The following is a 14,333-nucleotide window of genomic DNA, read 5'->3' on the forward strand; positions in this document are numbered from 1 at the left end:
GAGATCCCCCCTTCTATCAGGGCAGAGGCCGGATGAGGGGAACCGGGCCCGGCAGAAAAGGAAAAACGGGATCGTAGAGCGAAAAAAGTTGATAGACTTTTGTCTACTTTATTGACAGAGGCACAATTTCTACCAACCTCCACTGTTTTTCTTCCAACTGCCGGTAATACTACCAACCCGCTCCGTTTTTCTACCATCTTTCTGTGGAATTCTACCAACTTTTCTGGGCATCCGGAATTTTTGCGGCCGCGCCTGTCTGGACATCCGCAACACAGTGCAACGAGCAACATGCCAACATTCCGTTTATACGTTATAACACTTAAAACGCATACCTTTCAAAAAAACACACAATAAAAAATCCCGGCAGAGCCACGGGCTCCCGGGAATAATCTATTTAATTTCGTTCTACGCTGACCCATCCGCGGCGGATGACTTCCACCACCGCTTCTGTACGGTCTTTTTTTTCGAGTATACGAATGATGTTACTAATATAGCGCTTCACCGTTTTAGGCGTATAAAATAACTCTTCCGCAATTTCTCTCGTGTTTTTTCCGTCGAGGAGAAGCTGTAAAATTGAAATTTCCGACTTTTTCATCAGTGTGCCGATTTCACTTTCATTGAGCTTCAGGCGCTCGACCGGCAGTTTACGTTTCTGTGCTCTGTCGATCTGATCAGCCACCTGAAAATTCAAGTTTGGATCGAGCATGAAATTATCTGCTGAGAGCTGCTTCACAGCCTTTTCCGGATCTTTCATAAATACTTCACGCGAAATAACTCCGTCAATTTCATAGACAAGAGCGTTGATGGCTTTTTCAAGAAGGTGACTCGGAACCACAAAAACGACTTTCTTTGCAATCCACCCGTCCAGCATATTACGTTCCCGTGCTGCTTTAAGCAGCTCTTCGGGGTTGTTTGCAAAAACAAACAGCGTATCTGCATTATCGGGAAGCACCGGCTGTTGACTGTTTCCTGATTTCACTTCAACATGCTCCGGGACTTGGAGCTTTTCCAGTTTTTTTTCAAAATCTTTGTCGAAGCAGAAGAGCAGGACGTGTTGGGTATCATCTTGTTGTGTCAGCATCGCTTTCCCTCCCAAGAAGTGCAACATACATTCATTATACGTCCAAGGTTAGCATAATTCGAAGATTTCGTTTCGGTTTTGTTTAATCTTTGTACATAATTTTATAGGTGGTACCTATAGACTCATAACATTTATGAGGCTAACGTTAAAATTATTTTCGTTCAGTGAAGAAGTGCCGGGGCATAAAAAAAACCTGGAGAAAAAATTCTCCAGGAGGGACTTTTGTCGCTTTTTTATTTCCAGAACATCCACCACGGTTTTTTTGGCTCCTGTGCGCTGTTTTCCTCAGGCTGAGACTGCAGCGCTTCGGCTGCTTCTGTAACAGCCGACTCTTCTGCTTCGGACATTCCTTCTTCTTCATCGGCGGTTTTGAATGCATCTTCCATTTCCACAATTTCTGCATCCTGAATGTTTTCTTCTTCGAAGAATGTTTCCTCGCTCGGTTCTCCTTCCGTCGTTACCTCTTCGGTTTCTTCAACTGCTGCCCGTTCCTCCGGTGACCTGTCTGTTTGTTCGTGAGCCTTTGGAAGTGAACGGTCCGCCCTCGCTTCTTTTAAAAGAGCCATGAGTTCTTTTTCGTGCTCCATGCGCTCTTTTTCCCGTTCTTCCTGTTCTTCCAGTTTTTCGAGAAGACGTGAGGTCATCTGCTGCTGCTTCATGAACATCTCTTTCCAGTCCTGCATGGTATGGCTCAGTTCTGATGATTCATTATAAGGGATCGTTTCCGGAACGCTGTCCGTCACGCTGTTATCATTATGTACCGACACGACAGCATAAGCCGCCTTTTTAAGCGTCATAGCGGGTGATTCTTTTGCAGAGATAAACCGCTGTAGAATGGTGATATCGTTGTTTGAAAACGAGCGGTGGCCCCGCTTGTTTTTCATGAATTTATGGCCTGCTTCTTCGAGTGCGATGCAGTACTTTCTCAGCGTGGATTCCTGAAGGCTGAGCATTTCCGACACCTCGGAGGCCGTTCTTAGTATACGATCTTCTGTCATGTTTCGTCACCCTTTCTATCTCTATCGGTGTTTCACCGTTATATCGCTTGTTTCATTATAACGGAACTTGGCGCATAAATAAACCTATTTTGAAGCGTTTTTTAGTCCGTTATAGCGTACGAACGGCCGGCGGATTTTCATTATAAAGAAAAAGCCGCCCCCGGAGGGACGACTTATTCATGTTTCTTAGTTGTAGTACTCAATAATTCCTTCATATAAAGCGGCTGCTGCCGCGTTGCGGAAGGAGTTCGTTTTCATTCTCTGCGCTTCGGCATAGTTTGTCATAAAGCCGAGCTCGACAAGAACGGAAGGAATCGTCGTATTGCGGATAACGTAGAAGTTAGCCTGCTTGACGCCACGATCCCGTGTATTGAGTTTATCTACCATTTCCTTCTGGAGACTGTCAGCCAGGCTGCGGCTGCTGCCGGACCAGTAGGCTGTGTTAAAGAACGTTTCAGTTCCTGAGGCTGAAGTTGCTCCAGCTGCGTTCGCGTGAACACTGATAAAGATGTCCCCGCCGGAACCGTTTGCTGTTCTGACACGGTCTCCCAGAGTTGGATACCAGTCGGATCTGCGTGTCATCACAACATTTGCTCCCGCTGCTTTGAGTTTTGTTTCCAGCCGCAGACTCACGTCCAAAACGATTTCTTTTTCATGGAGACCGTTTGCTACTGCCCCAGGATCACTTCCTCCGTGACCTGGATCAATAACGATGGTTCGGCCCTGGAGCGTGTTGGCTGCATCCGGATCAATCACCTGAAGGTAAAGAAGTGATACATACCCTTCGATCGATCCTGAAGATACTTTTGCCCAGCCGCTCTCCATTTCAAGAACGTCTACTTCTGTGCCCCGCGGAAGTGTTCCCACACGGTCATAGGAAGTCGAAGGACCTGTTCGTACGTTCAGGTTAGCTGCATCAATTACAAGGCCTTTGATCGTTGAAGGAGTGCTTCCTCCTTCTCCATCTACATCCAGGTAACGCATAGATACATAGCCTTCGAGGGAAGCCGTGGAAATGCGCGCCCAGCCGTCTTCAATTTCGTGTACGGTTACGGTCGTTCCTGTTGGAAGCGTGCCGACACGGTCATAAGAAGTAGATGGGCCTGATCTTACATTGAGGTTTGTTGCATCTACTACCGTCCCCTGCACTTCGGAGCTTTCCTGCTCGCTCTTCAGGTCAAGGTAGCGGAGCGATACGTAGCCTTCAACATCGCCGTTGGACACTAAAGCCCAGCCGTCTTCGATTTTTAATACATCTACCGACGTGCCGTTTGGAAGAGTAGAAATACGGTCGTAGGAAGTGGCAGGTCCCGAGCGGACGTTTAGGTTTTGTGCATCTACTACCGTTCCTTCATCGATCGGCTTATACTCTTCTTCCTCAGCTTCAAGCTCCAGGTAACGTAGTGATACATAGCCCTGGATCGAATCCGTCGAAATCAGCGCCCAGTTATCGAGCAGTTCATGCACGTTAACGGTCGTTCCATTCGCTACCGTACCAACAGGCGTGTTCGACGTTGTTGGCTCCGGACGGACGTTGAGGTTCTGTGCCTCTACGATGGTCCCTTCCAGCTTCACTGGCCCAAGATCCGTGTTGCCCGTTTCCTCCTCGGCTTCAATCAGCTCAAGGTAGCGGAGCGACACATAACCCTGAATCTCGTCTGTCGAAATCAGTGCCCAGTTATCAAGCACTTCATGCACGTTAACGGTCGTTCCATTCGCTACGGTGCCGAGAGGTGTGTTCGACGTCGTCGGTTCCGGACGGACGTTGAGGTTCTGTGCCTCTACGATGGTCCCTTCCAGCTTCACTGGCCCAAGATCCGTGTTGCCCGTTTCCTCCTCGGCTTCAATCAATTCTAGATAGCTCAAGGATATGTAGCCTTCGATTGAATCCGTAGAAATGAGTGCCCAGCTGTCGAGAAGCTCATGCACGTTGACAGTGGTTCCATTTGGAATGGACCCAAGCGGCGTATTGGAAGTTGTCGGTCCCGGACGGACGTTGAGGTTTTGTGCCTCTACAACCGTTCCTTTCTGTTTCACCGGTCCGAGTTCCAATTCTGTCTCTTCTTCCTCTTCTGCGTCCTCTTCTACTTCTTCTATATTCTTCAGGTAGCGTAATGATACATACCCTTCAATAGAGTCTGTAGAAATAAGTCCCCAGTGAGAAAGCTCTTCATGGACATCTACTACCGTTCCCTGTGGAATCGTTCCGGTTCGGTCGTAGGAGATGGAAGGCCCTGGACGTACATTCAAGTTCTGTGCATCCACTACTTCTGCCTGATGTGTTACCGGTCCGAGTTCCAGTGCAGAAGTTTCTTCTGAAGATTCAGACTCGTCCTCTTCAAGAGAGTCTCCCTCTAAATCCAGAAATCTCAGTGTGATGTACCCTTCCACGGAATCCGTGGAAATATACGCCCAGTGGCTGAGAATCTCATGCACATTTACGGTGCTGCCATTCGAAACGGTCCCCACAACATCACCGGAAGTTGAAGCATCCGAGCGAACATTTGCATTCTGCGCTTCTACTATAGAAGCTTCCTGCAGAACGGGTCCAGGATCTGCGCTGACAGCTGCCGGCACTGCAAACAGTACGAGAAGCAGAGCTAAGCTTATTAAGTTGATAAAACTCTTTATCATATTCCCCTCCTTTGCAATAAATTTTAGGATTAAAACCAGCAGCGGACTTAGAATGAATAATGCATTAACCGATTCTAAATAGTGAACTAAAACAAAAAGTAAAACTATAGCTGAGAATGTGCGGACTGGAAAAGCCCCGCTGCCCGTACCAGGAATTTAATCCCAACTTCAGTCTACCACACACCTTAAAAATTACGATAAGGCTCATGTCATGATTTATGTAACATTGTGTAACACTAAGTGGGCATTTTTTGCAAATATACTTTCTTTTCTCTTTTAGGAAGATAAAAAAAGAAACATAATATGGGTGAATACTCTTAGATAGTTCTCGAAAAAAGGCAAATAGATATTGGTAAACGATTATATAATCAAATCTGGTTAACTTTCTTCAGGTTCCTGCGTTTCGTATGGAAGTAAAATCAGAGACTAAACCGCATAAAACTTTTTTAAAATTTAAATAGAAGATTTGAATTTTAGAAATTTATGCATGTTAGTAAATACTAAATTAAGTTTGAACACATTTCACCAGTAAATAAACTTTCCAGTACACTCAATAAGTGAGCATGGAGATGTCCGGCTGTTAAAAATCGAGGTTACTCGTTCAGTTTCACCATTTGAATTTAAAGCACGGGATAGAATTTTTATAATTAATTGAATCACAAAGGTTTTTTAAAACCATTAATAGTTTACAGGTATCACTACTCCATTTTAATACTATTTATAGCACAATAATTTTTTTTAATGAATTTTTGTTAATTTGTAGTTTAACGATGATCTCGAGCGGCTATATTACAACCATAGAGTTGAAACCACCACTTTCATCTCTCCCCCCTATCATTTTTGATAGACCGGCAGTAAAGCCGGCCATGGAAACAGCGATGCCTGCCTCCGTCCCAAGGCAGTGTGTCGCTTTTCCATTTTTGAAACTATCTCACTACTTAAATATAGACATCTATTTGGAAGCCCTGACTTCCGCCAGCTAAGCGTGCTGGTGAAACACAAAAAAACAGCTCCCCCGGATGGAGAAGCTGTTTCAATCATCTTACTGCATATCGAGAAGGCTGAGTGATACAAAGCCTCTTGTAGAACCGTCAGTTACGACAGCATAGTAGTTGTATGTCTGAATAACTTCTACAGTAGTTCCGCGTGAAATGCTTCCTATACGGTTCGCTGTGCGGTAGCCGCGGTCACGAACGTTTGCTGCTGTGTTGGCTGTAACAACTGCTGTGTCACCGGAGCTGCTTACGCTGCTGGAAGAGCTTGATGAGCTGCTGCCTGTGTCACCAAGAAGGCTTTTTGAAACAAATCCTCTTGTAGAACCGTCGGATACAACAGAGTAGTAGTTGTATTCCTGAATTACGTTAACCGTTTCGCCCCGTGGAATAGACCCGATACGGTTTGCTGTGCGGTAGCCGCGGTCACGAACGATTGCTGCTGTGTTGGCTGTAATTACTGCCTGGTCAGCTGAGCTGCTGGAGTCCGTTGTAGAAGCAACGCTTTCCTGGCTTCCCCCGCTGATGATGCGTCGTGCGGAATGATATTTTGGAGCCCAGTATGAATTGCTCATAGATGTAATTGTTACTCCCTGTGAAGCAGAAGCGTGAAGAAACTGATTGTTACCGATGTAAATTCCGTTGTGGCTCACGCTGCTTCGGTATGTACCTGCGAAAAATACAATGTCCCCCGGCTGCAGATTAGAGCGTGATACGAATGAACCTTCTCTTACCTGGTTAGCTGTTCCAAGCGGAAGACTGATTCCAGCCTGGCCGTATGCGTACCGTACAAACCCTGAGCAGTCAAAACCGGTAGATGGTGTTCTTCCTCCCCATTGGTAAGGTGTCCCCATAACCTTTTTACCTTCTGAAATTACCTGACTTGTTGATGAAGCTTCAGCTGTTGGTGTGTCTATACTCATAATTGAGAAGACCATTACCACTGCTAAAAGCATCCCCCACCACTTTTGCATGAAAAATCCCTCCTGTTTTTTAATTGCGATATTTAGTTCCAAAAATTAACTTTTTCTCTTTGATCCATAAACCGAAGTTTAGCACAGCTTTTTACAAAATAGTGTAACAGGGATGTTACAATGTGTTTACACGGTCTTTTATCAGTGCCAAAACACTGCTGCGAAGCCGTTCTCTACAGATTATTTTTTTAAACATTTTTTGAGTTTTTTTGAGTTTTTTCAATTAACCCTTGTGCCCCAAGGGTTACAGCGTTTTGTATATTTTCACTGATTTTCATTACCACCCTGTCTTTGTTACAGAATCCTTACGTAAGGATGATAAAATAGGACCTTGAGCTGTATCGCTAGGTCTTTTATTGATAAAGGAACAGTTTATTTTTTATAAAAAAACTTAATTAAAACAAAAAAGGGGCTTACAGGAAGCCCCTTCTTACTTTATATAATTTTATTTAGTTATCAAGAAAACGCAGGGAAACATAACCTTCTGTTGAACCATCTGATACTTTGGCCCAGTAGTTGTGCTCTTCAATTACTTCTACGTCTGTCCCACCGGAGATGTTTCCAACAACTGAGTCAGAAAGAGAAGCTCCGCTGCGTACATTTACATTGGAAGTGTTAATTACTTCTGCGTCGCCGGAAGAAACGCTTGCGCTTGTGCTTCCGCCGCTGCTGTCAAGATCAAGGAAGTTAAGAGATACGAAACCTTCTGTTGAACCAGTAGAAACTTTTGCCCAGTAGTTGTACTCTTCAATTACTTCTACTGTTGTGCCTCCGTTGATTCCACCGATCACAGAAGCGGAAAGGGAACCTCCGTCACGTACATTGACACGGGAAGTATTTACGACTGTTGCTGAATCTGCAGAACTGCTTGAAGCAGATGAGCTGCTGGAAGAAGTGCTTTCTTGACTGCTCGGCGTGCTGTCTGATGTAGATGCTACGACTTCCTGTCCTCCGGAAGAAGCTACACGGCGTGCAGAGTGATACTTAGGTGCCCAGTAAGAGTTGTTCATAGATGTAATTGTTACACCCTGGGAAGCTGAAGCATGAATGAACTGATTGTCCCCTACATAAATTCCGTTGTGGCTGACGCCGCTTCGGTATGTACCTGAGAAAAAGACGATGTCTCCCGGCTGGAGGTTTGAACGGGATACGAATGATCCTTCGTTAACCTGGTTAGCCGTACCGAAAGGAAGATCAATTCCTGCCTGGCCATATGCGTACCGTACAAAACCGGAGCAGTCAAAACCAGTAGATGGTGTTCTTCCTCCCCACTGATAAGATGTTCCCTGAAGTTTCTTTCCTTCTGATACTACCTGACTTCCTGTTGCTGCTTCTGCTGACTGTGTGTCCACCACAGTTACAGAGAAAAGCATAACTACTGCTGCTACTAAAATCCACCACTTTTGCATTCTCTCATCCACTCCTAAAAATAAATATTAACGCTTATGTAAAACGTTGTTCTCTTGGCCACAAATCGTAGTGTAGCACAGGAGACCCTCTAACTGTGTAACACTCACATTACAATGTATTTACGCGTTCTATAACTGTTACAAACGGCGTTATGACAGTATTTATTTTTTAAAATTATTTTCTTGGATTTTTTTAGGTGATCTTTTTGTGTTGTTTAGAGAACCTCACAAACACTGATATAACAGCGTTTATTTGGTCTACTTCTTTAAATATTTCTTTTTTTATAATTTTCTATATTATTACCGAACTATTACACCACGTAGTTTTTTATATCATTTACCGTTACAACCGTTCTATATCGTGGAATTTACAGGCTTTATTTTCCATGTCAGTTCCATTTTATGTAACGCTTCCTAAAACGAGCCTTTTTTAAAAAAAGCAGGCCCGGCAAGCAGTAACTTTCCTTTTCAATTCCCTACCGTTACAGGAGGCGTTACAGAGAAGACGCCGGTGTTCAACACTTTTTCAGCAGAAGCGTTGACGTTATATGTACCGATACTGAGCTTCCAGCGGATCCCGCTCCGGGCAGAAAGATCAAAACCTTCTATAGTATAAACACAGAAGAAAAACGCTTCGGATACCGAAGCGCAGTTTGTAAAATAATTGATCGATGCAAAATAGTTATTTCAGTCGTTTCGTAAGCTCCTCCTCCTGCTCTGCCTTAAGCCTGGTCTTCAACTGCTTGGCCTGCGGTGCACCTCCGCCGTTTCGAGGGAAAAGCCTCTCTTTATCGAAAAAAGCGAGATTTTTCGTCGCAGAAACCTATTTTGATTTCCCTGCAGCAACTGGGCGGGCGAAGATCCATTGAGGCTGTCTCAAAAGGTTCATAGAGACAGCCTGAAAAGCATGAGTGAAGCCGTGCTCCTCCCTTTTTGGGACCTCCATAATCAGCTGAGCCCGGTCCGTCCGGAAAGCGAAAGTAGAGCAGTGTTTTCTATACAAGCAAAAATACTATATCAGCAGCCTGACACTTCGGATACCGCAGCGGCGTCAGCAATTAAACTTCTTCTGACTACAAAGAACACTTTATTCTTATCTTTTTTTGCTTGCAGAGACAGCTGGTCGCAGTAATATAACGCTTATTAATGGCATTCGTTCCAGCTGCATAGATAGTAAGTTCAATTTGTATAGTAAGGACATATTAATGCTTTTTTCTATACACAAGCCTGCTGTATGAAGTGAAAAATATTACCGCAGTCTTCTTCTGTTGTTATTAATTTCAGGATGGCAAACAGAAAGTGACTTCCACTGACAGTGTTTGATGTATAACGCTGTGCGGAGAGAAAAAAGCCTTTATATCAGTATTTTAAATAAAAATCGTGCGGATAGACGTCACAAAAATCATTCCGTTTTCCGGGACGGATGCAAAATGATTTTTGTTCTCTATATTTATTTTTGGTTCACAGAAAAAAAGAAAAAGCTCCGGATCAGCTCCGGAGCTTTTAAGCGTAAATTATTACTCTACGTCTTCTTCTTCGTTGTTCATTTCAGCATCATCTTCCATGCCGTCGTTCTCTTCGTTCATTTCAGCATCATCTTCCATGCCGTTGTTTTCTTCGTTCATTTCAGCATCGTCTTCCATGCCGTTGTTTTCTTCGTTCATTTCAGCATCATCTTCCATGCCGTTGTTCTCTTCGTTCATTTCAGCATCATCTTCCATGCCGTTGTTTTCTTCGTTCATTTCAGCATCGTCTTCCATGCCGTTGTTTTCTTCAACGTCCTCTGCAGGCTCGTCGTTCATTTCAGTGTTTTCTTCTGTGTTGTTTGCTGGATCATTTTCGATATCAGTAGTGTTATTCTCTTCGCCGCCGCCACATGCAGCAAGCATGCCTGCAGCAAATACTGTAGATAGTACCGTTAGGGATAGTTTCTTTTTCATGATTTCATTCCTCCAGAGTTTTTTAAGTGTTAGTTTTTAGAAAGTCCTCTTTTGAGGAGCTGTGACAATCATATATGCCATAGGACTTAAATACAAGCCTTCTTGCAGAATTTGCATAGTGTTCAATCTTTTACATTACTCCTGCGTCATTCTGCGTAATTCTTGTGTGAAAATGTGGAATAGAAATAGATTTCTCTGCCTATTTTCTACACTGCTCCCCGCTTCACTGCCAAAAACTCGACTTTCCTACCTTAACATACTCTTTCCTCTTAAGAAAACAAAGGAAAGAGAGTCTCCGGATACAGCTTCTATAGCGATACTCCGGTGAGTCTGCGTATGTATAAAGAAGTACTTTTCTTCCGTTTCAAAGTAAAAAGCTTCCTCAGGGGGATGAGAAAGCTTTTTAAGGGGGGACGTATTACATACCGTCGTTATTTTCCATTCCGTTATCTTCCATCGGGTTGTTTTCCATTTCGTTGCCGCCGCCATTGTTCATTTCGTCACCGCCGCCATCGTCACCGCACGCTGCAAGTGCTCCGATTGCGAACATTCCGGAAAGTAGTGAAACCATCATTTTTTTCTTCATGTTACATTCTCTCCCTTCATGGAATATAATTAGTGAAACAATAAATAATAACCTTGTGTCCGACGGCTAGTCTTCATCCACATTATTTACAGGGTCATCGATGCCTTCGTTTACTTCGTTATTTTCATCCAGTGACGGATTGTTTTCTTCCACGTTTTCGCTGTTGACGTTTTCACCGTCAATGTTGTTTTCTCCACAGGCTGTGAGCGTTCCGAGAAGAAACAGCGTGGAAAGTGAAACTGTTATGATCTTCACGTTATAACGCCCCTTTTCTGATTCGCTGAAAATTACATGTCGTTCTCTTCCTCTTCCTCGCCAAGCTCGTTGTTGATGTTGTCTTCACGTTCCGCGTTATCGTCTGTTTCCTCATTTTCCGTTCCGGTATTTTCGGTATTGTCATTCATCGGCTCTTCGTTTTCTTCAAAATTCTGGTCATCGTTCATTTCCGTATCGTTATCCATGCCGTCGCTGCCGTTCAGTTCACTGTTGTCAGCGGTATTTTCATTTTCATCCGGCCCGTTGACATCACCGCAGGCTGCCATTGTTCCGAATACGAACATACTGGAAATAGCGGAGGCTACCAGCTTCTTTTTCATCTTAATCACTCCTGCAAACGGTTCTGTTTAGTCTACTTGTCTTTTACCTTAAGAAACAGGAATAAAACGTTTTCTGCCTCTTTTTTACAATCTCTCACAATTGTCACACATACTAAGAGATTTAATAACCATAAAAAAAAGCTGTTCCCCTTTTTAGGGGAACAGCTTTCCTCTCAATTATCCTTCCTTTTTATCACCGAGAGCAAACATGAGCTCTGCTTCTGCGACGACTTCTCCCTCAACAGAGGCGGTGGCTTTTCCTTTTCCTACAGGTCCGCGCAGCCTTGTAATCTCAACTTCCAGCTGCAGCTGGTCACCGGGTTTTACCTGGCCTTTAAACCTACACCCGTCAATTCCTGCAAAGAAAGCGAGGCGGCCTTTGTTTTCTTCTTTTTTCAAAATAGCTACCGCTCCCACCTGGGCAAGCGCTTCGATAATCAGGACACCCGGCATCACCGGATAATCCGGGAAATGTCCGTTAAAAAATTCTTCATTGGCGGAGACATTTTTCAGCCCGACAGCCCGTTTCCCTTCCTCTACTTCAAGAATCCGGTCGACAAGCAAAAAGGGATAGCGGTGAGGGATAATCTCTTTAATTTCTTCAATTGAAAGCATTGCAGACATCCTTTCCATGCAGGATTAGTACCTGCTCTTAATCTGTCGCTTTGTTTAGTGTACGATGTTTTTTCTGTTATCACAACTGGTTTATGTCCGGCCATGAAAAAATGCCTTCTGAGCCGGGTGGCCTGAAGGCATCAAACTATTTCGTACATCTGCGCGTATACGTTATCCACCGTAAATAATATCGAATATATGAATCCACGTATCCGGATTAAGAACTTCCATCGGATTCGTTCCATCACCTATTAGTGTGTACCCGATCATCGCACCGGCAACTGCTGCCAAAAGAATCAGAACAAGGCTGAGCAGTATCCGAAACCAAATTGGAATAAGACGCGTTCTTTTCCAGAACCAGGCGTTTTCTTTTTTCTTTTTCTTATTTCTGCGCGGCTCGGTGACGGTTTCTTCATTCAGTTGCTGATTTTCCTGCTCTTCCAGCTTTGTTTCGTTATTAGTCATACGTTTAGCTGCTCCTCAATCCTTAATTATTTTGCTTTTGCCAGCTGATCCATCTGCTCGAGCATGATGGCGGCGCCCTCGGCAGCAGATAGAAGCGGATTCTCTGCTGTATACACCGGAAGATCCAGCCTCTCGGAAAAGAAGGCTCCTATGCCGTGCAGACAGGCTCCCCCGCCGCTCAGCATAATCCCCCGGTCCATTACATCCCCGGCGAGCTCAGGCGGTGTTTTTTCCAGGACAGCGGTTACTCCCTGAATAATTTTTTCTAATGGTTTCAAGAGAACTTCCCGCATTTCTTCTGCGCTGACCGTAACGCTCCGCGGGAGTCCGGAAACCATATCCCGTCCCCTCACAGTCATTCCGGCTTCTCTTCCTTCCGGAGATACTGTTCCGCACGTTTTTTTAATTTCTTCTGCCGTTGTACTTCCGATAAGCAGCTGATGCTCTTTTTTCATGTAGCCAGCTACAGCCTGATCGATATGATCCCCGGCCGTTTCGATGCAGGCCGAGGAAACGATCGTCCCCATCGACAAAACAGCGGCGTCTGTCGTTCCGCCCCCGATATCGACAATCATATGACCGGCCGGCTCATAAATATCCATTCCGGCACCGACTGCTGCTGCTTTCGGTTCTTCTTCCAGAAAAATACGCCGGACCCCTGCTTTTTCTACAGCTTCCCGGACGGCTTTCTGCTCCACCGTGCCGCACCCGGCCGGGCAGCAGACGATGACACGCGGGCGGCCGAACATGCTTTTAATCTGAATTCTCTCCAGAAACACCCGCATCATAAACTCCGCTTTTTCGAAGTCCGCTATAACGCCGTTACGGAGCGGACGGACGGTGACGATATGTTCCGGGGTACGGCCGGCCATCCGGTAGGCATCTGTTCCGACAGCGAGGACTTCCCCGCTCTTCGTATCCACCGCGACAGCAGACGGTTCATTCAGGACAATCCCCCGGCCTTTCACATGAATAACTACGTTTGCCGTACCAAGGTCAATACTGACATCCCGACCGAACATAAGCAACCGCCCCCGATCTTTTAAGTTTTTCTTTTAGAAAAGAAGCTGCCTTTCTTTTGTCCGTTAAAAGATCTTCAACGGATGACTCACCTATTGGATATTCAGAATCTACTTCTTGTCGTCCTATTTTATCATAATTTTTGCATGGAAAGAAAGATATTTCCCACCCGGAATAGTTTAGTTTTGCTGACTTGAAATAAAATAGATAAATAAGGACCGGCCTCCTTCGTTTCTATAAAGAGGCTATCCGAGCGGGCCGGCATCAGCTGACCTCGATAACAGCAAATATGAGGAGACAGAAAAGTTTGAGCGCCTCGGTCTCCACCGGAAGCTGTTTACGTGCAGCCCGGGAGGCGGAGAAAAACCGGATTTCGAAACGAAACCGGAAGAATTCGACCCGGGCCATAACGAAGAAGATTTTTACGAAATTGCGAGAAAGCTGATGGAGCGTATGTAGGTTATTTGTTTAGAAGATGAAAATACAGGAGAGGCTGTTCCGATATTTTTCGGGAGAGCCTTTTTTGATGAAGCGGGTGGAACGGGATGAGCATGCGGCGAACGGGGAATTGTTCCAACTTCTCCTGTAATACTACCTTCCCTCCGCGTGAAACACTTCCAATTTCCGTCGTTTTTCTACCAATCAGATGGAATAGTTCCAACCTTTCCTGTAATTCTACCAACTTTCTGCGGATTTTCTATCAAAGAAAAGTGCCGTCAGCTTTATTCGTTGACCTGCGCAGAAGGAAGACGCTTCTGCGTTCTGCTGGATACGGAAAAGCTTTCGGTCGGGGGAGGAGCGTGTGGCAATTCTACCAACCTGCGGCGTAATACTGCCAACTTTCTGTGGAATAGTTCCAGCCCCTCTCCGGAATACTACCAACTTCTGCTGTATTTTGAAGTTAGTATAAAAAGTAGACACGCCAAAGTGATAGAATACAGCTAACGAAAGCAACCGGAGGAGGAGAAGGGAATGGAGAAGGAGAAAAAACATTACGACAAAAGATTCCGGCGATATGTCGCG

The 14,333-nt window shown here is 44.9% G+C and carries 12 protein-coding genes; all 12 read right to left on the minus strand.

All coding sequences use genetic code 11. The annotated features are described in order from the left end of the window. Nucleotides 1-394 precede the first annotated feature (394 nt). Nucleotides 395-1,081, minus strand: a complete 687-nt coding sequence (locus C6Y45_RS16305) for a LuxR C-terminal-related transcriptional regulator (RefSeq protein ID WP_160058468.1) — start codon at nt 1,079-1,081, stop codon at nt 395-397. Nucleotides 1,082-1,314: 233 nt separating this feature from the next. Beyond that, entirely contained in the window at nt 1,315-2,079 is a 765-nt protein-coding gene (locus C6Y45_RS16310; protein WP_107586288.1) for a MerR family transcriptional regulator, read from the minus strand. 186 nt (nt 2,080-2,265) lie between these two features. Further along, nucleotides 2,266-4,713, minus strand: coding sequence for an N-acetylmuramoyl-L-alanine amidase family protein (locus C6Y45_RS16315; RefSeq protein ID WP_107586289.1), 2,448 nt, complete (start codon nt 4,711-4,713; stop codon nt 2,266-2,268). Nucleotides 4,714-5,755: 1,042 nt separating this feature from the next. Beyond that, on the minus strand, nt 5,756-6,679 hold the full coding sequence (locus C6Y45_RS16320; protein WP_107586290.1) for an NlpC/P60 family protein: 924 nt from the start codon (nt 6,677-6,679) through the stop codon (nt 5,756-5,758). Nucleotides 6,680-7,128: 449 nt separating this feature from the next. After that, nucleotides 7,129-8,088, minus strand: a complete 960-nt coding sequence (locus C6Y45_RS16325; RefSeq protein WP_107586291.1) for an NlpC/P60 family protein — start codon at nt 8,086-8,088, stop codon at nt 7,129-7,131. 1,517 nt (nt 8,089-9,605) lie between these two features. Further along, nucleotides 9,606-10,028 (minus strand): hypothetical protein, encoded by a 423-nt coding sequence (locus C6Y45_RS16330; RefSeq protein WP_107586292.1) that lies wholly within the window; start codon nt 10,026-10,028, stop codon nt 9,606-9,608. A 418-nt stretch (nt 10,029-10,446) separates the two neighbouring features. Next, nucleotides 10,447-10,614, minus strand: coding sequence for a hypothetical protein (locus tag C6Y45_RS17810; protein WP_170098758.1), 168 nt, complete (start codon nt 10,612-10,614; stop codon nt 10,447-10,449). Between the two features lie 66 nt (nt 10,615-10,680). Then, nucleotides 10,681-10,869, minus strand: a complete 189-nt coding sequence (locus C6Y45_RS16335; protein ID WP_107586293.1) for a hypothetical protein — start codon at nt 10,867-10,869, stop codon at nt 10,681-10,683. A 32-nt stretch (nt 10,870-10,901) separates the two neighbouring features. Continuing rightward, the gene (locus C6Y45_RS16340) at nt 10,902-11,210 is read right to left on the minus strand and encodes a hypothetical protein (RefSeq protein WP_107586294.1); all 309 of its coding nucleotides are present in this window, start codon (nt 11,208-11,210) and stop codon (nt 10,902-10,904) included. Between the two features lie 177 nt (nt 11,211-11,387). Then, entirely contained in the window at nt 11,388-11,825 is a 438-nt protein-coding gene (gene fabZ, locus C6Y45_RS16345; RefSeq protein ID WP_107586295.1) for a 3-hydroxyacyl-ACP dehydratase FabZ, read from the minus strand. Nucleotides 11,826-11,996: 171 nt separating this feature from the next. Beyond that, nucleotides 11,997-12,290 carry a DNA-directed RNA polymerase subunit beta gene (locus C6Y45_RS16350; protein ID WP_107586296.1) on the minus strand — a complete coding sequence of 98 codons (294 nt, stop codon included), beginning with the start codon at nt 12,288-12,290 and terminating at the stop codon, nt 11,997-11,999. 26 nt (nt 12,291-12,316) lie between these two features. Next, nucleotides 12,317-13,312 carry a rod shape-determining protein gene (mreB, locus tag C6Y45_RS16355; RefSeq protein ID WP_107586297.1) on the minus strand — a complete coding sequence of 332 codons (996 nt, stop codon included), beginning with the start codon at nt 13,310-13,312 and terminating at the stop codon, nt 12,317-12,319. Nucleotides 13,313-14,333 lie beyond the last annotated feature (1,021 nt).

This window comes from Alkalicoccus saliphilus (genome assembly GCF_003044065.1).
GTDB classification, from domain to species: Bacteria; Bacillota; Bacilli; order Bacillales; family Salisediminibacteriaceae; genus Alkalicoccus; species Alkalicoccus saliphilus.

Coding starts and splice junctions, on each gene's coding strand:
- mreB (WP_107586297.1), bottom strand. CDS start 13,312: ATGTTCGGTCGGGATGTCAGTATTGACCTTGGTACGGCAAACGTAGTT.
- C6Y45_RS16325 (WP_107586291.1), bottom strand. CDS start 8,088: ATGCAAAAGTGGTGGATTTTAGTAGCAGCAGTAGTTATGCTTTTCTCT.
- C6Y45_RS16330 (WP_107586292.1), bottom strand. CDS start 10,028: ATGAAAAAGAAACTATCCCTAACGGTACTATCTACAGTATTTGCTGCA.
- C6Y45_RS17810 (WP_170098758.1), bottom strand. CDS start 10,614: ATGAAGAAAAAAATGATGGTTTCACTACTTTCCGGAATGTTCGCAATC.
- C6Y45_RS16350 (WP_107586296.1), bottom strand. CDS start 12,290: ATGACTAATAACGAAACAAAGCTGGAAGAGCAGGAAAATCAGCAACTG.
- C6Y45_RS16305 (WP_160058468.1), bottom strand. CDS start 1,081: ATGCTGACACAACAAGATGATACCCAACACGTCCTGCTCTTCTGCTTC.
- C6Y45_RS16340 (WP_107586294.1), bottom strand. CDS start 11,210: ATGAAAAAGAAGCTGGTAGCCTCCGCTATTTCCAGTATGTTCGTATTC.
- C6Y45_RS16320 (WP_107586290.1), bottom strand. CDS start 6,679: ATGCAAAAGTGGTGGGGGATGCTTTTAGCAGTGGTAATGGTCTTCTCA.
- fabZ (WP_107586295.1), bottom strand. CDS start 11,825: ATGCTTTCAATTGAAGAAATTAAAGAGATTATCCCTCACCGCTATCCC.
- C6Y45_RS16315 (WP_107586289.1), bottom strand. CDS start 4,713: ATGATAAAGAGTTTTATCAACTTAATAAGCTTAGCTCTGCTTCTCGTA.
- C6Y45_RS16310 (WP_107586288.1), bottom strand. CDS start 2,079: ATGACAGAAGATCGTATACTAAGAACGGCCTCCGAGGTGTCGGAAATG.